The sequence below is a fragment of the Thiothrix caldifontis genome (genome assembly GCF_900107695.1).
Taxonomy (GTDB): Bacteria; Pseudomonadota; Gammaproteobacteria; order Thiotrichales; family Thiotrichaceae; genus Thiothrix; species Thiothrix caldifontis.
On record NZ_FNQP01000006.1, the window covers coordinates 38685 to 61944 of the forward strand.

The 23260-nt window shown below is 49.1% G+C and carries 23 protein-coding genes; 10 read left to right on the plus strand and 13 right to left on the minus strand.

Features of this window, described 5'->3' with window-relative positions:
• Entirely contained in the window at positions 1-420 is a 420-nt protein-coding gene (locus BLV87_RS06265; protein ID WP_093066534.1) for a hypothetical protein, read from the plus strand.
• Positions 421-581: 161 nt separating this feature from the next.
• Here BLV87_RS06265 and BLV87_RS06270 read toward each other — a convergent pair whose 3' ends face one another.
• The 10 genes from BLV87_RS06270 to fabD form a co-directional block, all read right to left on the minus strand.
• Positions 582-962 carry a PilZ domain-containing protein gene (locus BLV87_RS06270; protein ID WP_093066537.1) on the minus strand — a complete coding sequence of 127 codons (381 nt, stop codon included), beginning with the start codon at positions 960-962 and terminating at the stop codon, positions 582-584.
• Positions 963-988: 26 nt separating this feature from the next.
• Positions 989-1945 carry a DNA polymerase III subunit delta' gene (gene holB / locus BLV87_RS06275; protein ID WP_093066539.1) on the minus strand — a complete coding sequence of 319 codons (957 nt, stop codon included), beginning with the start codon at positions 1943-1945 and terminating at the stop codon, positions 989-991.
• Positions 1942-2577, minus strand: coding sequence for a dTMP kinase (tmk, locus tag BLV87_RS06280; RefSeq protein ID WP_093066541.1), 636 nt, complete (start codon positions 2575-2577; stop codon positions 1942-1944). Before tmk ends, holB begins: the two co-directional genes overlap by 4 nt.
• Entirely contained in the window at positions 2574-3614 is a 1041-nt protein-coding gene (gene mltG, locus BLV87_RS06285; protein WP_093066544.1) for an endolytic transglycosylase MltG, read from the minus strand. Before mltG ends, tmk begins: the two co-directional genes overlap by 4 nt.
• The gene (pabC, locus tag BLV87_RS06290) at positions 3611-4420 is read right to left on the minus strand and encodes an aminodeoxychorismate lyase (RefSeq protein ID WP_093066546.1); all 810 of its coding nucleotides are present in this window, start codon (positions 4418-4420) and stop codon (positions 3611-3613) included. The genes mltG and pabC overlap by 4 nt, the downstream gene beginning before the upstream one ends.
• Complete coding sequence (locus tag BLV87_RS06295; protein ID WP_093066548.1) at positions 4407-5738, minus strand: aminodeoxychorismate synthase component I; 1332 nt, start codon at positions 5736-5738, stop codon at positions 4407-4409. Before BLV87_RS06295 ends, pabC begins: the two co-directional genes overlap by 14 nt.
• Positions 5739-6983 (minus strand): beta-ketoacyl-ACP synthase II, encoded by a 1245-nt coding sequence (fabF, locus tag BLV87_RS06300; RefSeq protein ID WP_093066550.1) that lies wholly within the window; start codon positions 6981-6983, stop codon positions 5739-5741.
• 71 nt (positions 6984-7054) lie between these two features.
• Entirely contained in the window at positions 7055-7294 is a 240-nt protein-coding gene (gene acpP / locus BLV87_RS06305; RefSeq protein WP_093066552.1) for an acyl carrier protein, read from the minus strand.
• Between the two features lie 80 nt (positions 7295-7374).
• Positions 7375-8130: a 3-oxoacyl-ACP reductase FabG gene (gene fabG, locus BLV87_RS06310; RefSeq protein WP_175517861.1), complete on the minus strand. Its 756-nt coding sequence runs from the start codon at positions 8128-8130 to the stop codon at positions 7375-7377.
• Positions 8130-9077: an ACP S-malonyltransferase gene (fabD, locus tag BLV87_RS06315; protein WP_093066554.1), complete on the minus strand. Its 948-nt coding sequence runs from the start codon at positions 9075-9077 to the stop codon at positions 8130-8132. Before fabD ends, fabG begins: the two co-directional genes overlap by 1 nt.
• A 154-nt stretch (positions 9078-9231) precedes the next feature.
• Between fabD and infA the strand changes: the two genes are divergently transcribed.
• Positions 9232-9450: a translation initiation factor IF-1 gene (infA, locus tag BLV87_RS06320; protein ID WP_028489898.1), complete on the plus strand. Its 219-nt coding sequence runs from the start codon at positions 9232-9234 to the stop codon at positions 9448-9450.
• Between the two features lie 47 nt (positions 9451-9497).
• Here infA and clpA read toward each other — a convergent pair whose 3' ends face one another.
• From clpA to icd, 3 genes are all read right to left on the minus strand, one after another.
• On the minus strand, positions 9498-11792 hold the full coding sequence (gene clpA, locus BLV87_RS06325; RefSeq protein ID WP_093066556.1) for an ATP-dependent Clp protease ATP-binding subunit ClpA: 2295 nt from the start codon (positions 11790-11792) through the stop codon (positions 9498-9500).
• A 5-nt stretch (positions 11793-11797) separates the two neighbouring features.
• Complete coding sequence (gene clpS, locus BLV87_RS06330) at positions 11798-12130, minus strand: ATP-dependent Clp protease adapter ClpS (protein ID WP_093066558.1); 333 nt, start codon at positions 12128-12130, stop codon at positions 11798-11800.
• Between the two features lie 174 nt (positions 12131-12304).
• Complete coding sequence (icd, locus tag BLV87_RS06335) at positions 12305-13558, minus strand: NADP-dependent isocitrate dehydrogenase (RefSeq protein ID WP_093066560.1); 1254 nt, start codon at positions 13556-13558, stop codon at positions 12305-12307.
• Between the two features lie 128 nt (positions 13559-13686).
• Here icd and BLV87_RS06340 point away from each other — a divergent pair, with 128 nt between their 5' ends.
• The 8 genes from BLV87_RS06340 (at position 13687) to BLV87_RS06375 (ending at position 23260) form a co-directional block, all read left to right on the plus strand.
• A complete protein-coding gene (locus tag BLV87_RS06340) occupies positions 13687-15489 on the plus strand; it encodes an endonuclease (protein WP_093066562.1) in 1803 nt (600 codons plus the stop codon).
• Positions 15490-15551: 62 nt separating this feature from the next.
• Entirely contained in the window at positions 15552-16754 is a 1203-nt protein-coding gene (locus BLV87_RS06345) for an efflux RND transporter periplasmic adaptor subunit (protein ID WP_093066564.1), read from the plus strand.
• Positions 16755-16796: 42 nt separating this feature from the next.
• Positions 16797-17504, plus strand: a complete 708-nt coding sequence (locus BLV87_RS06350; protein WP_245706933.1) for an RDD family protein — start codon at positions 16797-16799, stop codon at positions 17502-17504.
• The gene (locus BLV87_RS06355; protein ID WP_093066566.1) at positions 17501-18499 is read left to right on the plus strand and encodes a stage II sporulation protein M; all 999 of its coding nucleotides are present in this window, start codon (positions 17501-17503) and stop codon (positions 18497-18499) included. Before BLV87_RS06350 ends, BLV87_RS06355 begins: the two co-directional genes overlap by 4 nt.
• Positions 18489-20000 carry a DUF4129 domain-containing protein gene (locus BLV87_RS06360; RefSeq protein WP_093066568.1) on the plus strand — a complete coding sequence of 504 codons (1512 nt, stop codon included), beginning with the start codon at positions 18489-18491 and terminating at the stop codon, positions 19998-20000. Before BLV87_RS06355 ends, BLV87_RS06360 begins: the two co-directional genes overlap by 11 nt.
• Positions 19997-21007 carry a DUF4350 domain-containing protein gene (locus BLV87_RS06365; RefSeq protein WP_093066570.1) on the plus strand — a complete coding sequence of 337 codons (1011 nt, stop codon included), beginning with the start codon at positions 19997-19999 and terminating at the stop codon, positions 21005-21007. The genes BLV87_RS06360 and BLV87_RS06365 overlap by 4 nt, the downstream gene beginning before the upstream one ends.
• Positions 20982-21956: an AAA family ATPase gene (locus BLV87_RS06370; RefSeq protein ID WP_093066572.1), complete on the plus strand. Its 975-nt coding sequence runs from the start codon at positions 20982-20984 to the stop codon at positions 21954-21956. The genes BLV87_RS06365 and BLV87_RS06370 overlap by 26 nt, the downstream gene beginning before the upstream one ends.
• On the plus strand, positions 21953-23260 hold the full coding sequence (locus BLV87_RS06375) for a DUF58 domain-containing protein (RefSeq protein ID WP_093066574.1): 1308 nt from the start codon (positions 21953-21955) through the stop codon (positions 23258-23260). Before BLV87_RS06370 ends, BLV87_RS06375 begins: the two co-directional genes overlap by 4 nt.

The window sequence follows — 23260 nt, forward strand, 5'->3', positions numbered from 1 at the left end:
ATGAATGAAGTACTAGAATACCTTTTTTTTACACAAACTATCGCCGATCAATTTATTGATACATTACATGAGCATGATTTGCACTTTGAGCGCGAAATTGAGCCTGTGCAGGGCGCTATTGTCCTGAAAATTGCTGAAGGGGTAGATGATGATTTATGGGATAAGTTAGATGACTTGTATGATGAACTAAGTGAAGCTGACCAAGCGTTAGTAGAGGCGGGAATTGAAGATACTGACTCCAAAAGTACTGCTGGTATTTATCTGCAATTATCAGGGGGGCATCAAACCATTGCGCAAGTAGACCCTAATGTTATGGCTCGAATGCTGGCGGTCATCACAACCGATGAACTGAATGCATTTGTTGATACGATTGTACGCAGCGTAGAAACACCTGATGATTCTCCTATATGCAAACGCTAGTCCAATTGGTAGAGACACAAGATTTTGCGTCTTTACCGTTTTGTCTACCTCCCATATATCTACATAACACTTATATTATGTCAATTTGACATAATATGTATTATGCGAAATAGGGAACTACCAAAGCACTGGAAAGGTTGGAGATTTGGGGAAGCTAATAATTAGTACGCAGGATTTGTCGAAGGTTGCTTCATAAGATCCCCCAACATTTCCTCGATGAATTGTTTGACACGGAATCGATGTTCGCCTGTGAACTGTAAACCAACACCTGGACTAGTGCCTCGTTGACCGACGCCCGGTGAAATCCATACTACTCGTCCAGGAATCAAGAGCTTTTTACCGTCTTCTACCAAACGTAAATGCAGCACAACCTCATCATGTAATGTGAATTTTTCTGTTGTTGGCACAAAGACACCACCATCTTTAATAAATGGCATATAGCAAGCATGTAATGCTGATTTTTCGGCAATAGCCATGGATAGGCTGGCAGGATTGCCATCCCCCTTCGAATGCTTGTGATGCGTATGCTGGATATCGTCCATTAAAATTCAACTGACTCTGAAAACGACTAATGTTGTTCTTGCCATAATATTAACATGGATTCAATAAATAAGCGGGAGTTGAGAGGATGAGTGGATAACTTCTTAAGTTCAAGTAATTTATCATACATTCTTAATATTTGGTTTGAATTGAGTAATGTACGCAAATACCCTAGTTCAGATGTTACAGGCTCAGCACCGTCACTAGAAGCCTGTTTTAGCAATGTTAGCAGCCAAGTCAACTGCCAATCCAACAACTGTTGCTTATCAGACTTTTCCCAATGCGCTGAAATCTCAGTAATACTCCCTTGTCCTTGCATACATTGCGTCAAATGAGCCAACCACTGGGCACGCTGAGTCAATGTATCAGTAGAATCCAGTTCTAATGCTGTCAAGGGTCTCCCTAACGCGGTCTCCAACAACTGTTCGAGTGGGTGTTGCAGTATTTGTTGACTCAGCCATTCCCGTGCTTGTTGATGCGTTGGTAGCGGCAAACGAATAGCTTGGCAACGACTGCGAATTGTTGGCAATAATAACGCTGGATGCGCTGTTAACAGCAAAATATGCGTGTTCGCAGCAGGTTCTTCTAACGATTTCAATAAGCTATTAGCCGCATTAACATTCATGCGTTCAGCAGGATAGATAATAACCACTCGACACGGGCTATAACTACGACTCAACCCTAAAAAATAGTTAAGTTCACGGATCTGCTCAATCAAAATCGACTGTTTATCTTCCAATAGAGTCACTGACATAAAGTCAGGATGCGCCTGTGCCGCAAAAACCTGACAGCTACGGCATTGTCCACAAGCACTACCATCGGTAGCAGGTGTTAAACACAACAGACTGTTAGCGAGCGCCTGAATAAACACCTCATTACCGCATCCTTCCTCACCGCTAAACAACAAAGCATGATGTAAGTGATTATGCCCCTTGGCTTGTTGTAGACTCCGCCATATCGGTGCTTGCCAAGGATACCGACTCATGTATTTGTCTCTGCAATAATGCGTTCTAGTACCTGTTGCAATTGCTCACGAACATTTACACGCGCTTGAGCGGCTTGGATGACGGGATAACGTGCAGGCAGCTCCCCTGCCCTTTGCAGATAACCATGACGAATTCGCTCAAAAAAAGCGGCGTGTTCTTGCTCAAAACGGTCGGCACGTCCCCTTGCTTGTGCCCTAGTCATGCCTGTAGTGACATCAATATCAAACAGAATCACGTAATCGGGGCGTACATCACCTTGCACCCACTGTTCCAACACTGCAATGCGTGACAATGCAATACCGCGCCCATAACCCTGATAAGCATAAGTCGCGTCGGTAAACCGATCACAAATGACCCATTCCCCCCGTACTAAAGCAGGTAGAATTTTGGTATGTAAATGTTCATTACGTGCCGCAAACATCAGCAACAACTCAGTATCTGCATTCATACCCGGCAATTCAGGGGACAACAACACCTCACGGATAGCTTCGGCGACCTCCGTACCACCAGGTTCGCGTGTCACCAATACTGTTTTTCCTTGGGAACGCAAATAATCAGCGATCCACGGAACGTTAGTGCTTTTACCCGCTCCCTCCCCACCTTCAAGAGTGATGAAAACGCCATGCTTCATGGCTTTTGCTCCTTAGCTTTATCACGATTCAAGATATACTCACGCACTGCCTGATTATGTTCCTCCAAGGTTTCCGAAAAGTGAGATGCCCCACCCGGAGTAGTCGCAACAAAATACAGAACTTTACTATTGTCTGCTGGGTGCATCACTGCATCAATCGCTGCTTTGCTAGGAGTTGCAATCGGCGTAGGCGTCAATCCTGCACGGGTATAGGTGTTGTAAGGTGTATCAGTTTGTAAATCTGTTTTACGGATATTACCGTCGTATTTCTCACCCATACCATAAATGACTGTTGGATCAGTTTGCAGCAACATACCTTTCTCTAAACGATTTAAGAAAACGCGGGCAACCAACGGGCGCTCTTCGGGCAAACCGGTTTCTTTTTCCACAATAGATGCCAGTATCAAAGCCTCGTAAGGGGTTTTAATATGCGCATGTGGTTCACGCCTTTCCCATGCTTTCTGCAAATAGGTTTGCATGGCTTTATAGCTGCGCTGTAAAAAAGCTAAATCGGTGGTTTTGCGCGGAAAACTGTAGGTGTCTGGATAAAACCAACCTTCTGGAGACATGCCCTCTGGCGCGCCCAATTGGCGCATAATCGCCTGTCCATCCACATCACTTAAGGTTTGTTCGAGATTAGGGTGCTTGCGGATGTCTGCCAAAATATCGTTAAAGGTTTTACCTTCAAGAATTGTTAGTTGGTATTGCAACACCTGACCCGACACAAATTTTTGTAGCACTTCATCGGGTAGCATACCGGGTTCAAGTTGGTATTCCCCTGCTTTAATTTGCGCCGCTTTGTCCGTGATCCGTGCATGGGCGAAAAACAATAATTCGTGTTCGATCAGCTTTTTATCTGCTAACTGTTTGGCAACTTGGCGAATATTGCTGCCCGGCTTAATTTCAAACAGAGCATTTTCTGGCGTGACTGCCAGCGGCGTTTCTTGAAAGCGTTGGTACTGATACCAAGCTAGAAATCCAACGGTAGCAATCGCGGTAATGAGTAAAAGGCTGATTAATTTGAATAACAGTTTCATGCTTGTGTGTGTATTGCCGCCTGCAAATCCCTAAGCAATGGCGGTATGGTGTACTGTTTGCCGGAAAATTCGCGTACAGGCCATAAACCAATCAGGGAATTGGTCATGAAGAGTGCGTGCGCCTGTTCAACGTCCTTCAGCGTTAAGGGGTGAATGTGGCATTGACTGCCGAATTTCTCAAGCGTTTGGATAATATATCGGCGCATTACGCCCGCAATACCACATTGTGTTAATTCGGGGGTACAAACCGAGTCATCGGCACGCATCACAAACAGGTTACTCATTGTGCCTTCGATGACATTGCCGAAATAATCGCAGACCAGCCCTTCCTGATAATCGCTACAGAACTCTGCTCTTGCGAGTATTTGTTCCAAGCGATTCAGGTGTTTGAAACCGGCTAAACGCGGTTGATGTGCTAAGCGGGTTTCACACAAAGTTAGACGGATGCCTTGCTCGGCGTAACTGGCTGGGTAGTCTGCCCAAGCGGATAATTGCAGAATGCGGGTTGGTTCAGTTACCGTTTGTGGGTTATAGCCACGTTGTCCAGTGCCGCGCGTGACAATTAACTTGATGGCTGCACGTTCCTGCGCAACACAGGCCGCCAGTATTTCAGCACGGAATGCTTCAAGATTGGGAAAACTGATGTTCAACGCTTGCAAACCAGCACTTAGACGTTGCAAATGCCAGTCGAGCAATTGCGGTTTTCCCTGTTGCACTCTGATGGTTTCCCAAACGCCATCACCGTACAGCAACCCCCGATCAGTGACCGGTAAATGCGTCACGATGTCACCGTTAACCCATATCATGACCGAGCGCCCGCAGCAAACCACGCGCTTTGTGGCGGGTTTCCTTGAGTTCGTTGGGGGCAACCGAATCCATGACAATGCCTGCACCCGTGCGAAATTGTAACTGCCTGCCTTGCAGCGTCATGGTGCGAATCAGGATATTCAAATCCATATCGCCGTTGCGATTCAGGTAGCCGACTGAGCCGGTGTAAGCGCCTCTGCTAACCTGTTCCAGTTCGGCAATGATTTCCATGCAACGTACCTTGGGGCAACCGGTAATCGTGCCACCGGGGAAAACTGCGCGGATTATTTGCCCCGGTGTTATGCCTTCCCGCAATGTCCCCTGAATATTGGAAACAATGTGGTGGACGTGTTGATAGCTTTCCACCACCATTAATTCGTCGACCTTGACCGTGCCGTATTCACACAGTCGCCCAAGATCGTTGCGCTCCAGATCAATCAGCATAATGTGTTCGGCACGTTCTTTGGGGTGCGCAATCAGCTCTTCTAACAACGCTTGATCACGTTCAGGGTCAGCACCGCGTGGACGTGTACCCGCAATTGGGCGCGTATCCACCCTGCCTGCTTGCACCCTGACCAAACGTTCAGGAGAAGAACTAATAACCGCAAATTCACCAAAATCCGCAAGACAGGCAAACGGTGCAGGATTGGTTTTACGCAGCAATCGGTAAACGTCAGCCGTAGAATGTTCCGACTGTATATCGCCGTACCATGCACGCGATAAATTCACTTGAAACACATCGCCTGCCGCGATGTACTCGCGAATACGCTCAACCCCAGCGGTAAATTGTTCAGGCAAATCTTCGGCAATTTGCACCTGTAGAGACGCAAAATTTTGCGTCTCTACGTTCATTGCTACCATATCTGTCTGTATTTCAGCAAAAGCTTCAGCAAACCCCTCTTCAGCAACAACGATCGTCTCAGCGTGTAAATGATCCACGATCACCGCCGCCGGAATTCGTACCGCCAACGCAATCGGCAAACCCGCTGGTGAATTAGGTAATTGCAAAGTCGATTCCAATTGCCCAACCAGCTCATAGCCCAAATAAAGAAACCACCCCCCCTGAAACGGTAATGTGTGCGCAAGGGCGATTCGTGAAGTGCCCCTACATTCCACCCACGCCGCGTCTAGGCGTTCACAAAAGCTAGTCTCTGCCAAATGCTCCAGACGAATGCTTTCCTGCGGAAACGCAAACAGCAAACTGTAACGGGATAATGGGGATGTGGCGACACTTTCCAGCAGGAAAGGATAACGGGAGGGGTTTTGTGAATGTAGGGCGAGTAAATCGCACTCGCCCTTGAAGATCTGCGTATGCAATTAGAGTTTCTTGAAAATCAAGGTTCCGTTCGTGCCACCAAAGCCAAATGAGTTACTCATGGCAACCGTAACAGCGGTTTCGCGGGCAACGTTTGGCACATAATCCAAATCGCACTCAGGATCTTGGTTATCCATATTGATCGTCGGTGGCAGAATCTGATCGCGGATAGCTAACACACTAAACACCGCCTCAATACCACCCGCAGCACCTAACAAATGCCCGGTCATCGACTTGGTGGAACTGACCGCAACTTTGTAAGCATGATCACCCAGCGCACGTTTCACAGCCATCGTTTCCGCTTTATCACCAGCCGGTGTTGATGTACCGTGCGCATTGACGTAATCAATATCCGTCGTATTCAAGCCCGCATCTTTCATGGCATTCACCATGCAGCGTGCTGCACCTTCACCGCCTTCGGATGGCGTGGTCATGTGGTAAGCATCGCTGCTCATGCCGTAGCCGACCAGTTCACAGTAAATGCGTGCGCCGCGTTTTTTCGCAAATTCGTACTCTTCCAGCACCAAAACGCCAGCACCATCACCGAGGACGAAACCGTCACGATCCTTATCCCATGGGCGACTTGCCGCTTCAGGGTCATCATTGCGGGTAGACAATGCGCGGGCAGCGGCAAAACCACCAATACCTAATGGGGTTGAACCCATTTCAGCACCACCGGCAACCATGACATCCGCATCGCCGTAAGAAATCATGCGTGCCGCATCACCGATACTGTGAGTAGCAGTAGCACACGCCGACACGATAGACATATTCGGGCCTTTCAAGCCAAACATGATGGAAAGGTTGCCCGCCACCATATTGATAATACTAGCAGGCACGAAGAATGGGGAAATCTTCCGCGCCCCACCATTGAGGAAAGTCGAATAATTACGCTCAATGGTATCCAAACCACCGATCCCCGACCCCATCAGCACACCGATGCGTTCCGCATTTTCTTCGGTGACTTCCAAGCCAGAGTCGCGAAGCGCCTCAACGCCCGCACCGATGCCGTAATGGATAAATTTATCCATTTTTTTCTGGTCTTTGGGCTTGATGTAATCGTCAGCATTGAAGCCTTTGACGTTACCAGCAATCTGCACACTGAAGGCACTGGCATCGAACAGGTCAGGACTAATACGGTTAATCCCGCTGCGGCCAGCTTTGATATTGTCCCATGCTGTTTCCAGCTTGGAACCCACAGGTGAAACAATACCCAGACCTGTTACTACTACACGTCGTTTAGACAAACTTATGCCCCTATCTCATCGTGATACACAGATAAACCGCAACCCTAAGCTGCGGTTTATCAAGCAAGAACTTACTTCTGTGGCTGAGCTTTGATGTAATCAATAGCTGCTTGCACAGTAGTGATCTTTTCTGCGTCTTCATCAGGGATTTCAGCACCGAATTCTTCTTCCAGTGCCATAACCAGTTCAACGGTGTCCAGAGAATCCGCGCCGAGATCGTCAATAAAAGAAGATGAATTTTTCACTTCAGCTTCATCAACGCCTAATTGTTCAACAACGATTTTCTTGACGCGCTCTTCTATATCGCTCATGGTTTTGTATTCCTCGTAAATAAAAAGTATTGGTAGCGGTAGGCTATTGTATTTAAAACCCGTGTATCATACCAGCAGGTTTAAGCCATATACATACCACCGTTGACATGAATTGTCTCGCCTGTGATGTATGCGCCCAAAGAGGACGCTAAAAACAACACAGCTCCGGCAATTTCATTGGGTTGCCCTAAGCGGCTTAGCGGAATATTTTGCAGCAAATGATTGCGCTGCTCTTCGGATAATTCGCGGGTCATATCGGTATCAATGAAGCCCGGCGCGACCACGTTCACCGTAATATTGCGTGAACCGATTTCGCGAGCCAATGATTTGGAAAAGCCGACCAAACCAGCTTTGGCGGCAGCGTAGTTGGTTTGCCCCGGATTCCCGGATGCACCCACCACGGATGAAATCGAGATAATGCGCCCTTTTTTGGCTTTGGTCATGCCGCGCATACACGCCTTGCTCATGCGGTACACCGATGTCAGGTTGGTGGCAATAATGTCATCCCATTCCTCATCTTTCATGCGCATCAGCAGGTTATCGCGGGTAATGCCAGCATTATTCACCAGAACACTGATGCCACCGAATTCCCCAGTTACCGCTTTGATGACGGATTCGATGGAATCTTTGTCGGCAACATTCAATACCATTCCTTTGCCTGCAATACCCGCAGCGGCTAAATAGGCAGAAATGGCTTCTGCGCCTTTTTCACTGGTTGCCGTGCCGACAACGGTTGCGCCCGCTTTGCCCAACATTTCTGCAATGCTACGCCCGATACCTCGGCTTGCGCCGGTGACTAGGGCAATTTCGCCCTGTAAACTGATGAGTGAATCCATTACGCTCCCGCCTCCACACAAAGTTTTAATGCTTCTTCCAATGTTTTGCTATCCAAAATGCATACGGTACTGAGTTTGCGGTCAATCCGTTTATTCAAACCCGTCAACACCTTACCGGGGCCAAATTCGATAGCTGCCGTTGCACCGTAAGTATTCTGCAAGGTTTGAACTGTATCCACCCAGCGCACCGGGCGATAGAGTTGTTGTGTTAAAGCGTTACGCATCTCATCCGCAGTCGTGCGGGTTTGTGCATCAACGTTATGCAAAACGGGAATCTGCGCAGCACTCAATGCAGTAGCGGCTAATTGAGCGGCTAACTGCGTCGCCGCAGGCTGCATCAGTGCGCAATGAGAAGGCACACTCACGGACAACTTGATGGCTTTTTTAGCACCCATCTCTGTTGCCACGTGAATGGCTCGTTCAATTGCGGCGGTATTCCCCGCAATCACAACCTGCCCCGGCGAGTTGAAGTTTACCGCCTCGACCACTTCACCTTGAGCGGCTTGCTCACAAGCAGCCACAATTTGAGCATCATCCAACCCCAAAATCGCCGCCATTGCCCCTACGCCATCTGCCACTGCCGATTGCATCAAGCGGGCACGTTCAGCGACTAATGCCACCGCATCTGTAAAACCCAATACGCCAGCAGCCACTAATGCGGAATATTCACCCAAACTATGCCCAGCTAAGGCAATAGGCTGACAACCGCCTTGTTTCAACCAAACACGCCAGACAGCCACACCAGCAGCCAACATTAACGGCTGGGTATTTTCAGTACTATTGAGCACGGCATCAGGACCTGCTTGCGCCAATAGCCACAAATCGCGCCCCAATACGTCGGAAGCTTCTTGGAATGTGTCACACACTTCCACAAAGTCTGCGCTCAAGGCTGCCAACATACCGAGTGACTGCGAACCCTGCCCCGGAAAAATACCCGCAATAGTCATGTGTTTTACTGCTCCCGCGTGAAAAATCGTTCTATCCTAATAAAATTATGTTGCCATGAAAACTGTCAAAGCGAGAAATCTAAAAAAGAACTTGTCATCTGGCGTGTGGCAAGGATAATACGCCGTTTGGTACACTTTAGTATTTAGCGAGATTATGGCGAAAGAAGATTACATTGAAATGGAAGGTATTGTGCAGGAAACTCTGCCAAATACAACTTTCCGCGTTCAACTAGACAATGGTCATGTGGTGAATGCCCACATTTCTGGACGTATGCGTAAAAACTACATCCGCATTTTGACCGGCGACCGCGTTACCGTGCAACTCACCCCTTACGACCTTACCAAAGGCCGCATCAGCTACCGCAACAAATAAAAATGCGCCCCGCAGGGCGCATTAATGTGTCAGCTTCCCGATTATGCTCAGGCTGGTACGGCAGCTTCCGTGCCGTGCATTTCAAGCACTAGCCCTTCATTATCTGCCGATACTTCCACCCGACCACCCTGGCTGAGTTCGCCAAACAGAATGGCATCTGCCAGTGGTTTTTTGATGTGCTCCTGAATCACTCGCTCCATCGGGCGTGCACCCATTAAGCGGTCATAACCTTTATCCGCCAACCAACGCCGTGCTGCTTCATCAACAACAAGTACCACTTTTTTCGGTTCCAGTTGCGCTTCCAGTTTGATAATGAACTTATCAACTACCGAAGCCACCACCTCAGCCGTCAGCGGGTTAAACTGAATGACAGCATCCAAACGATTACGGAACTCTGGGGAGAAAGTGCGGTTAACCGCTTCCGTCGCATCCAAGGTGTGATCTTGCACCGTGAAGCCCAGCGATTTACGGCTGATATTTTCCGCACCCGCGTTACTGGTCATGATCAGAATGACATTGCGGAAATCAATTTTGCGCCCGTTTGCATCAGTCAACGTACCGTGATCCATCACTTGCAGCAGAATATTGAAAATATCCGGATGGGCTTTTTCAATTTCATCCAGCAACAATACCGCGTGGGGGTGTTTATTAATCGCATCAGTGAGCAAACCGCCTTCATCATACCCCACATAGCCCGGTGGCGCACCAATCAGACGCGAAACCGTGTGTCGTTCCATATACTCAGACATATCAAAGCGCAACAGCTCGATGCCCAACCGTGAAGCCAATTGTTTAGAGACTTCGGTCTTCCCTACCCCGGTTGGTCCGGCAAACATAAACGAACCGATCGGTTTGGTATCATCACGCAAGCCAGAACGCGCCATTTTGATAGCTGCTGTCAGTTGTTCAACCGCCTTATCTTGCCCAAAGATCACCATTTTCAAATCACGTTCCAGATTACGCAGGGTTTGCATATCCGAGGTAGATACCGACTTAGGTGGAATTCGCGCAATTTTTGCCACGATGTCTTCAATATCGGTGACATTGATGGTTTTTTTACGGGAAGCTGCCGGTTGTAATTGACGATTTGCACCTGCTTCATCAATAACATCAATGGCTTTGTCAGGCAAATGCCGGTCATTGATGTACTTAGCTGCCAATTCTGCTGCTGCTTTGAGCGCAGGCTGGGTGTAACGCACATTGTGATGTGCCTCGAAACGTGATTTCAACCCCTTGAGGATTTCAATGGTCTCTTCCACCGACGGCTCATTGATGTCGATCTTTTGGAAACGTCGCGCTAAAGCACGATCTTTCTCAAAAATGGCATGGTATTCCTGAAAAGTAGTTGAACCAATGCATTTGAGTTCGCCAGTCGACAATACCGGCTTGATCAGATTGGAGGCATCCATCGTACCGCCTGAGGTTGCACCAGCACCGATAATGGTGTGAATCTCGTCAATGAACAACACCGCGTGTGGTTCATTCTTGATTTGCTTCAAAACAGCTTTTAGGCGCTTTTCAAAGTCCCCCCGGTACTTAGTACCTGCCAGCAGTGACCCCATATCTAAGGAGTAAATCACGGCATCAGCAAGAATTTCAGGTACTTCACCATCCACAATGCGTTTTGCCAGACCTTCGGCAATCGCGGTTTTACCAACGCCTGCCTCACCCACCAGCAAGGGGTTGTTTTTACGACGACGGCACAACACTTGAATAGTGCGTTCGATTTCTAGATCACGTCCAATCAATGGGTCGATCTTGCCTTCCAACGCCATCTCATTCAGATTACTGGCGTATTTTTCCAATGGCTTGCCGCTGTCATTGGCTTCCGCATCATTCTCAGACGGGTTGCCGGATGACTGCGGGGTATCATCAGCCCCCTTACCTTGAGACGCTTCAGGCTGGTGATCTTTGCGGATGCCGTGGGAAATGAAATTAATGATGTCCAATCGAGTCACACGATACCGTGACAAGAAATATACTGCGTGAGAATCCGGCTCACCAAAAATGGCTACCAAAATCGCATCACCCGTCACCTCACCTTTCCGCGAGGTTTGAGCGCTGTAAATAGCCCGGTGAATAACGCGCTGGAACCCTAAAGTAGGTTGCACATCGCGCTGCGGGTCATTTTCAGGAACCAACGGCGTGTTTTCATCCACGAATATATCTAATTCACGGCGTAACTGTGGAATATCCACTGAACAGGCACGCAATGCCTCAGCCGCACTGGGGTTATCCAGCATAATCAATAGCAAATGCTCAACGGTGACAAACTCGTAACGGCGGTTACGGGCATCGCTATACAGCGTATTGATTGAGTATTCTACTTCAGCGCTCAACATAAGACTTATGCCTCTTCCATTGTACACAGCAAAGGATGTTGATGTTCCCGCGCAAACCGGCTGACCTGTGCCACTTTGGTTTCCGCTATGTCACGAGTATAGACCCCACAAACACCTTTGCCACGTGTATGTACATGTAACATGATGCGGGTCGCATTCTCGTGATCCATATCGAAGAATGTTTGCAGTACTTCGACTACAAAATCCATCGGTGTGAAATCATCGTTTAATAGTATAACTTTAAAGCGGGGTGGTTCTTTCACCTCTGGGCGGGATTCCTGTACCGCTACACCGGAATCCTGGCCGTTACCATGATCTTCTTTGTGTTTTTGCGCCATTTCTGATTTACCTTGCCCCAAGCTTACGGTTTGTGATGCTAATGTTATAAACGGTTTGACCGTTCGCTGTCACTATTCCTTGCATAGATTGGTATAACTTCCCGAAATACAAGTATCCTAACAAAAAACAGGCGACACTCAGGCCGCCTGTTGATTCACAGTCGGGGCAGTGCCTTACATGTGAGCGATGACATTATCGCCGAATTCTGAGCAGGCAATCTCTTCTGCCCCCTCAATCATGCGAGCAAAGTCAAAGGTAACGCGCTTGGAGGAAATCGCCCCTGCCGTGCCTTTGTTAATCAAATCAGCCGCTTCTAACCAGCCCATGTGACGCAACATCATTTCGGCTGACAATACGATCGAACTAGGGTTGACCTGATCCAAACCCGCGAACTTCGGTGCTGTACCATGAGTGGCTTCAAACATCGCGATAGTGTCAGACAGGTTTGCGCCGGGGGCAATGCCAATACCCCCCACTTGCGCGGCGAGTGCATCAGACACGAAATCACCATTTAGGTTGAGTGTTGCTACCACCGAATAATCTTCCGGGCGCAGCAAAATCTGTTGCAGGAAGTTATCCGCAATCACGTCTTTAACGATAATTTCTTTGCCATTCAACGGATTCTTCATCGAGCACCAAGGGCCACCGTCGATGTCTACCGCGCCAAACTCTTCTTTAGCCAGCTCATAGCCCCAGTTTTTGAATGCACCTTCGGTAAACTTCATGATGTTACCTTTGTGCACCAGTGTTACTGAGTCACGGTCATTGTCAATCGCGTATTGAATCGCTTTACGCACTAAACGTTTCGTACCATCACGGGAAACCGGCTTGATTCCAATCCCAGACGTTTCCGGGAAGCGGATTTTGGTTACGCCCATTTCCTTCATCAAAAATTCGATGACTTTTTTGGCTTCAGGGGATTCTGCTGCCCATTCAATTCCCGCGTAAATGTCTTCAGAATTTTCACGGAAAATGACCATATTGGTTTTTTCGGGTTCTTTTACGGGGCTTGGCACACCATCGTAATAACGAATGGGGCGCAAGCACAGGTATAAATCCAAATCCTGACGTAATTTAACGTTCAACGAACGAATCCCACCACCAACCGGCGTGGTCAAAGGGCCTTTAATGGACACTACGAATTCTTTGACAGCATCCACCGTTTCATCAGGCAACCATACATCTTCACCGTAAACTTGGGTGGCTTTTTCACCGGCATACACTTCCATCCAAGCAATTTTGCGCTCACCGTCGTAAGCTTTTTGCACAGCAGCATCAACTACCTTCATCATGACAGGACTGATGTCGACCCCAATGCCATCCCCCTCAATGTACGGAATAATCGGATTGTTCGGCACATTCAGGGAATAATCAGCATTCGTTGTGATTTTCTCGCCTTGTGCGGGAACTTTGATATGTTGGTACATCAATACTCTCTCCATTTTTGGTGGTTATCTCTCTGCGCGTAGCGGGCATTATAAACAATTCCCGCACGCTTGGCATACACTCCTGAAACGTGTAACGATGGCGACTGCAAGAAGGAGGCCAAAAAAACATGAAACTTGTCACATTTAACCTCTACCAGTTCGTCGCCCATGGGTATTACTGGCATGACCATACCAACCATAATACGTTTACCGCCGCTGAGTGGGAGCAAAAACAGCACTGGATTAGCACACGCCTGCACCAAATGAATGCAGACATTGTGGGCTTTCAGGAAGTGTTTAGCATCCCTGAACTTAAACAATTGTGCTTAACGGCTGGGTATCCGCATTTTATCCACGTTGACACTTCCCGTGTGCGTGATGATGATCCCTTGGTATACCAAAAGTCGGTGGTGGCATTAGCCTCGCGCTTTCCAATTGCAGCCATCCATCCAGTCGACATCGTTGCCTCAGTGCATGATGAATTGCCACTACCCGACAACTTTCGGTTTAGCCGCGCCCCCATCTGTGCCGATGTACAAGTACCTGATTTTGGAATCCTGACAGTCTATGTATCGCACCTTAAATCCAAACGCCCCGCCGCTTTGGATATGCGTTATGCAGATACCATTGAATGGCAACACCGTGTGGCGGATACCTTGCAACGTCTATCACGCGGAATGATTGCGTCGTTGCTGCAACGGGGTTTGGAGGCTACCCTGCTCTACCATCACATTGTGCGCAGGCTAGAACAGGATGCAACCCACCCCATCGTGGTGCTGGGTGATATGAATGACAGTGAAAACTCCATTCCACTCGCTGCGCTGACCATGCAGGAACGTATTTACACGATTGGCGGCTTAGAAGCAGAACAATGGCCAGAAGGTATTACCCCTTGGTTATACACTTACCGCTTGGCCGATACATTCCGGCTTGCCCCCAATATGCGCCAGCGAGTGCGTCCGTTTACCAAGATTCATCGCGGCACAGGCGGCGTGCTCGACTATATCCTCGTCTCCAACACGCTTAACCCTAAAAATAACGACGCCAAAGCCGAAGTTGCCCATTACGAAGTCTGGAATCAGCATTTGGAAACCGATGGGATTGCCGAACGCTTGCAGTCCGATCACGGGCAAGTTTGCGTGGAATTACTGCCTTGTGATGCCTCCCCAGACTATGCTAATCGCATTCACCAACGCCCCGCCCACAGCATTAAACACGTTGCCGATATTCTTACCCGACAAGATTTTGTGGCGTATGCCGGAGGCGTGTTCCAAGCGCGTGAACATTTCAAACAATGGGACAGCACCGCCAAATGGAAAAACTTCTGGTCATTTTTCTTCGACAATGAATACGGCTGGGTCACGTCGATTTACGGCACGGTTCCCATCAATGAGCTATATCAGAAGCAACATCACAGTATTGAACACATCATCCCCCGAGATTTCTTAGACCGTTACCTTGCCCACAAAAACGCACCGCGCCATGTTCGCAACGGGGCAAGCACCAATCCATTTAATTTCGCCCCCTCAGAACGCGGCCTGAATGCCAAACGCTCTAACTTCAATTTCGATCTGGATGGCGATAAAATCGTGCGGCCTTACAACCTCACGCTACACCCGGATAGTTTCAGTACTGCCACTGGCTTTGATGCGGATCACGAATGGGTCATCCCGTCCAGTAACCGGGGTGACATTGCCCGTGCACTGTTGTACATGTTGCTGGTATACGAAATCGACGAACTTTATAATCGCCACATTGCGACTCTGGTACACTGGGCAAAGGTAGACAGCCCGAGTGCGTGGGAGCTGGCTTACAATAACTGGGTATATTCCCGCTTGGGAATCCGAAATCCGTTTATTGATACACCTGAAAATGCATTACAATTGCTGAATAATCGCGACTTGCTGGCTTCTATTGAATACCGGCAATAATGTGAGATCATGCTAATATGCTCTAATTTGTTGAATTGCCCGCTTTGAGGATAAAGAATCACATGACTATACGCAAAAAAGCGTCGGTATTGTTAATCGCTGGTTTGTTTGCCAGCACATTTGCTGTACAAGCCGCTGAAATCATTCAAGTTGAAACCGCAGGCGCTCGCTCGCAATCGGTCTTGGGTAGCACCGTTATTCCGTACAAAGAAGTGACCTTAAGCGCCCAGATCCCCGGCGTGGTGAAGTACGTAGCTGGCGCGGTAGGTACTAATCTGACTGAAGGCGCGGTTGTCTTCAAAATTGATGAAGCCCAACTCATGGCAAAGCGTAACGCCGTAGTGGCGCAAATTTCCATTGCACAAACTGGCGTACAAAACGCACAAGCCCAGTACTACCGTGAACTGACCTCCCCGCGTAGCAAAGACGTCGGCGCAATGCCCGGTTTTGGAATGCCTTCCATGTTTGACCGCATGGCAGTCCGACCGTTTGCGGAATCGTTCATGGGCGGTTATGACTCTGACACCATCCGTCAAGGCGATTTAACCAATGCCATGTCAGCGGTTTCGCAAGCACAAGGCCAGCTCCAGCAAGCCATGTCGCAGTTGCAAGAAATTGATTCTGCCTTACGCGATGCCAGCGCCCTCGCCCCCTTTGAAGGCATTATTCTCGAAAAAATGGTAGAAGTCGGCGATACCGTGCAACCCGGTCAGCCGCTGGTCAAATACGGCTACGTCAAATACAAACGTTTGCAAGCGGATGTGCCTTCCGGTCTGGTCGGCAATTTGAGCAAAGACATGCTGTTACCGGCACGCATTGATGGCAGTACTGACACCTCGGTACGGGTTTCCGAAATTTACCCTATCGCCGATCCTAGCCGCCACACGGTCACGGTAAAGTTTGATATTCCCATGGAAATCACCACCGCACCGGGTATGTACGCAGAAATTTATGTGCCTGAAAACAAAAAGGGCGGCAGCCAAGTCACCGTTATTCCGCGCTCTGCGTTGATGAAAGGCAGCAGTTTACCGGGTGTTTTGGTAGTAAAAGACGACAACACCTCTGAACTGCGTATGGTACGTTTGGGTGCAGAGCAGAATGGCGGTAGCAAAGTAGCCGTTATTTCGGGTTTGAATCCGGGTGAGAAAATCATTAACAACCCACCTACGGGGGTTACATCTGGTTGGATGCCGACTACGGTTAACCCAACGCCTGTTAACTCAACGCCAACACCTGCTCCGGTTCCCTCCCCGCCAGCAAAATAATTCTAAAAACAAAACCTAACCTCCCCATATCAGGGGAGGAACATGGATAAACTGTGGTCTTACATGAGATTAGACACCACCTATACGGTCAACACGCCTGAAGGCATTGCTTTACAACTGTCACCCGCAGGCCCTGCGCCACGTTTATTAGCATGGGCATTGGATTTGTTGTTACGCATACTCCTCAGCGCTTTGCTCTTTGCCGCTCTTGCCATCTTCGGCAGAATGGGTATGGGAATTGCACTGATCCTCAGCTTTTTGTTGGAATGGTTTTATCCTGTCTACTTTGAATTGCGTCATCAAGGGCAAACACCTGGCAAAAAAATGTTTGACCTCTACGTGGCACAAGCCGATGCCAGTCCGGTAACAGCCACTGCCTCTTTAGTCCGTAACTTGCTACGAGTAGTGGATTTTTTGCCCTTACTGTACGGTTTTGGCTTTGCCAGCATGATGCTCAATCAACGTTTTCAACGCCTCGGTGATTTGGCGGCAAATACGGTAGTGCTCCATAAAACCTACCGCAATGGACATAACGCTGTGATGAACGTTGAACCGATACGCCCAGAAGTCGCGCTTACCTTGCCAGAACAACAAGCCATCATATTATTTGCGCAACGTAGCCATACCCTCACCCCTTCGCGCCTGGAAGAACTCGCTCAAATGACAGGCGTCTTGGTCGCACAACAAGAAAATCCTACCCGCTGGTTGCAAGGCATTGCCCGCTGGCTAACCGGCGGCGGTAGAACATGAAACAAGAGCAATTCATTCAACACTATCAACCGCTGTGGGATCAAATTGCTGCATGGCTTGATTATCAACAAATCCCTAAAAAGCAACGTGAACGTGACGTTTTAACCGCACCTGCTCTCGATTTTCCTCGTGCCTACCGCCAACTGTGCCACCATTTAGCGTTAGCACAATCACGTATGTATAGCCCGCTATTGATTGCGCAACTCAACGATCTGGTGACACGCGGGCATCACAGTTTGTATACCTCAAGGCTGCATTTCGCCCATCGCTTCATTCAGTTCTATTTTCAGGATTTACCGCAATTGGTGCGGCGCGAATGGCAAGCGATGCTGTTGGCGGGAATGCTGTTTTTCGGTAGTTTTTTTGCCATACTGATTGCCATACAACTCGAACCGGAACTGGTGTATTCGGTCATGGATGGTACAACAGTCGCCAATATGGAAGACATGTATGACCCGCAACGTGCTTCACGCTTTGGGCGCGAACGTGAAGCCGATAGCGATGTGTATATGTTCGGGTTTTACATTAAGAATAATACTGGCATTGGTTTTCAGGTATTTGCAGGCGGCTTGTTATACGGTTTAGGCAGCGTGTTCTTTCTGCTGTTCAACGGCTTATACATTGGGGCAGCCGCCGGGCATTTGACACAAATCGGTTATACCGAAACTTTTTGGGGATTTGTGGCAGGACATAGCGCTTTCGAGTTAACCGCAATTGTGTTATCGGGAGCAGCAGGGTTTAAATTGGCAGCCGCCTTGATTATACCGGGGCGTAAATCGCGGACGCTGGCATTACGCGATAATGCACAAGAGGCAATTTTAATTGTTTACGGTGCGGCAACACTATTCATCATGGCGGCATTTGTGGAAGCCTTTTGGTCGTCACAAACATGGATTCCTTTGTTGATAAAATATGCTGTTGGCATTGCATTATGGCTGCTAGTCATTGGCTATTTCGCCTTTTTAGGGCGCGAGGAAGTCACGGATGAAACTTGATGACCTCACGGCAAATATCCGTTTACGTTCCCCTTGGGAAGCTGTTGATTTAGGCTTTGCGCTAGTGCAACACCATACCCGCTGGATTTTTCCCGCTTGGATACTGCTACTCGGTAGCTTTGCACTCATCGCTTGGGTGGTGACGCCAGATGCTTACAAAGGCTATATCCCCATCGCCTTGTCGTGGTTTAAGCCTTTGTATGACCGGGTATTATTGCATATTCTGAGCCATCGGATGTTTAACCAGCACTTATCCACCGCCGCTGTGTTTAGCGCCCTTCCTAACTTGATACGGCATACTGGGCTAGTGAGTGCATTGACATGGCGGCGCTTTTCCTTGTCGCGTGGTTTCAACCTGTCTATTTGGCAATTGGAACAATTGCGTGGCAAAACACGCGCAGAACGTCAGGCATTGTTGCACTTACAAGGCCATTCCCAAGCTGTCTGGCTGACGATTGCCTGTTTGCATCTGGAATATGTCGTGATTGCCAGCCTGTATGTACTCATTATCATCCTTGACCCCACGGATGGTTCATGGGATTACATGCTCAGTGCGTTCACCGAAACATTGGATACGGAAACGCAATATTGGGGCAACCTGCTGTACTTGCTACTGTATACGTTGACTATTCTGGTGATTGAACCGTTGTACGTAGCCGCCAGTTTCAGCCTGTACTTGAATCGCCGCACCCAATTGGAAGCGTGGGATATTGAACTGGCTTTTCGTCATTTGGGAAAACGCCTTGGTCAACTGGCACGACAGCCGCTGACACTTTTATTGGCGAGCCTGTTGTTGGTAGGTTTGCCCACACTGATGCCGGTTACATCATGGGCAAATACTACCGTTAGTGAATACTTAGCATCTGAACGCCTTCCCCCAGCAGAAGCCGCAACACAGATTAGTACCGTCATGCAACGCGAGGAACTCGCCGGAATACGCACCCAAATGCAGTGGATTGCACGCAACCCAGAACAAGAAAAATCGGAAGACCCCGCAGCCCTTGCCAAATCCCTGCAACTGCTGTTTGCCAATATCACCAAACTCCTCCTGTGGGTTGCGGTCATTGTGCTGCTCGTCATGGCACTTGTATACCGTCAACGCATTCTGGCCTTACTAAAACCCACCAAACCTAAATTGCCCACATCACTGCCACCGGACATCCTGTTCGGCATGGATATTCGTCCAGAATCCTTACCGGATGATATTGCCGCTGCCAGTAAACGCTTATGGGAAACGGGTCAACACCGTGATGCCCTCAGCCTATTGTACCGGGGAGCCTTGATGCGTTTAACGCGCCATGACCATTTGGGCGTGAAAGAAAGCCACACAGAAGGCGACATCCTAAACTTGGCACAGTCACACCTAAGCAACGCGCGGCTTATCTGGTTACGGGCAGCGACTCATGCATGGCAAGAAATAGCCTACGCTCACCGCACCCCAAATACCGCCGCACTGGAACTCCTCTGGCAGGGCTGGAGTGATTTCAAGGAGCACGGATGAAGCTCCAATCCATCCTCATCGGTCTGTTTGTTGCCCTAGTCACAACCACCGGTGTGTTCTGGTTCCTGAATACCTATGAATACAAAGAAGTTGACGAATACATCGGGTTGCGCGGAGAGGCACGAGAGAATCCACTCTTCGCTGCCCGCTTATTTCTGAAACGCATGGGCATCCCCGCTGAGCGCAAAGAGAGCCTGCAAAGGCTACCGGATACCAACACGGTGCTGGTCATCGACACGGATCGTTATACTCTGTCACGCGCAACCGTGGATGAGATCCTTGCATGGGTGGAACGTGGCGGGCATCTCATTACCCGTGTGCGTCAAACCCTTGCCGAAACTGACGTTGAAGCCTCTGCCAGCAATGATTTGCTACAACTGGCTTTAGGCGTAACAACCGGTGAGCATATTATCCCCGACGATGACGATCTGCCGCTAGAAGCAGAACTCTCTACGATGAGCCACCCGCTGCAAGTTGACCCTGAGTTTTTCTATGCACTCAATACCACTGCGGAACAAGCCTACCCACAACATTACCATAATGCCGCCTGGCTCTTAGAACTGGAGCACGGTAACGGTTTAATTACTCTCGCCGCTAACCTGGATTTTATCGAAAACCCCGCGATTGGCGATTACGACCATGCAGAATTTTTTTGGTACATGCTGCACGGCTTACACGATGAACCACAAGCCGTCTGGCTTATCCATCAAGATGATATGCTCCCCCTCTGGCAACTGTTATGGGAACACGCCTGGGCATTGGTACTAACGTTGGCCAGCTTTATTCCACTGACCCTGCTGGCTCTCAGCCCGCGTTTTGGCCCGATGATTCCCAAACCAGCCCCCGCACGCCGCCGTATTTTGGAACATATCCATGCCAGCGGCCTATTCATGTGGCAACGTCATCAACAACACGGTGATACCCAATACGCTGCTTTCGCCGCACGTGTCACTCAACTACTAACAGGCACAAGGAAACAACATGACAACAGCAACCCTGACGCTTGAACAAGCCAGCCAACTGGCAGAAAACATCCGCCATGAAATCAGCAAAGCACTGATAGGGCAAAAACAAGTGGTACGCGAAACCCTCATTGCGTTACTCGCAGGTGGGCATGTGTTGATTGAAGGTGTACCCGGTCTTGGCAAAACCCTGCTGGTACGCGCCCTTGCCCGCACCATTTCCGGGCAATTTGCCCGTATCCAGTTTACCCCTGATTTGATGCCTGCGGACATCAGCGGACATGTACTGTTCGACATGCAACACCAGAGTTTCAACGTGCGCAAAGGGCCGGTATTCACCAATCTATTGTTGGCGGATGAAATCAATCGTGCACCGGCAAAAACCCAATCCGCTTTATTAGAAGTCATGCAAGAGCAGCAGGTCACGATCGAAGGTAAAGCCTTGCCTGTCCCCCTGCCCTTCATGACACTGGCTACCCAAAATCCCCTGGAACAAGAAGGCACGTACCCATTACCCGAAGCCCAACTGGATCGCTTCCTACTAAAAGTATTCATTGACTACCCCGCATTAGAGGAAGAAGCGGAAATGGTTATGGTCGTCACTGACAAACAAATCGGTGATCGTTTCAACTTGAATAATCTGCAAGCGATTGCCACCCCTGAACAAGTCATGGCAATGCAAACAGTGGCCGCTGATATTGCCGTGGATGTCGCGGTGCTGGATTACGCAGTACGTATTACCCGTGCCACTCGTCATTGGCAAGGACTGCGCTTTGGAGCCGGGCCGCGTGGAAGTATCGCGCTGATTCGTGCTGCGCGTGCTAATGCTTTGCTGGCAGGACGCGACTTTGTGCACCCGGATGACATCAAACAAGTCTGTTTACCCGTACTGCGCCATCGCGTTTCGCTGGCCCCAGAAATGGAACTAGAAGGGTATAATGCCGACCACTTATTAACCGCCGTTCTCGACAAGACTGAAGCACCCCGTTCATGATATTGCCCGCTCGCCGCAGCTTTCAACTGGTTGGCGTGAATGCAGTGATCGCTTTGTTTGCCAGCATTTTCCCTGACCTCATCGGTGTCTGGTATGTGACCGTTGGTATCAGCTTACTGCTGGCGTTCGCTGATTTATTGCTGGTCGTGACAGAACCTGTTCCGCGTGCCGAACGGTTTGTGCCACATTCCTTACCATTGGGGGTGAAGCGTACCGTACAATTGCGGATTCACAATACCAGCAAGCGCTCCCTCACGCTGGATGTCTTCGACCATTTTCCTCTGGAAGTTAGCACTCAAAGTTTTCCACTTCGCTTAGGGTTAGCAGTAGGCAAATTCGCTGAACCTTTGTATGAAATAACCGCGAACGAACGCGGCAAACTGCACTTCCCTTGCTTGCAACTGCGGATTCTATCCCCCCTGCAACTGTGGTGGCATGATGTCAAGCTACCGATAGCCTCCGCAACCAAGGTATACCCTAACTTTGCGGCCGTAGCGCAATATGCGCTAATGGCAACGGATCACCACCTCAGTCATATGGGAATTATGAAAAAACGCCGTCGCGGTGAAGGCCAAGATTTCCACCAATTACGTGAATACCGTGCGGGTGACAGTCTGCGTCAAATTGACTGGAAAGCCAGTTCACGGATGCGCAAACCCATTTCCCGTGAATATCAGGATGAACGCGATCAAGAAATCATTTTCTTACTGGATTGCGGGCATCGAATGCTGGCGAAAGATGATGAACTGTCACATTTCGATCACACCTTGAACGCCATTTTACTCTTGACTTACGTGGCATTACGCCAAGGCGATGCGGTCGGGTTGGGCAGTTTTGCAGGGCAAAATCGCTGGCTACCAGCCCACAAGGGGCAACACAATGTGCAACACATGCTGAATGCGTTGTATGATTTACAACCGACTACGCACGCCCCCGATTATGCACAAGCGGCCACTGAACTGCTGGTACGCCAGAAAAAACGTGCCTTGATTGTACTCCTGACTAATTTGCGGGATGAGGATTTGGATGACTTATTACCCGCTTTGCATATCCTGCGCAAACGCCATCTGGTACTGCTGGCGAGTATGCGCGAACAAGCCATTGACCAAGCGTTAAATGCACCGGTGGATAATCTGGAAGATGCTTTGCATACCGCAGCCGTACAACATTACTTGGCAACGCGCGAAGCAACCCTGAATCGGGTGCGGGCAGCAGGGATTCGCTGTTTGGATGTGCCGCCTGCAGAATTATCGGTGAATTTAATCAACCACTATCTGGATATTAAACGGAGTGGTTTGTTGTAG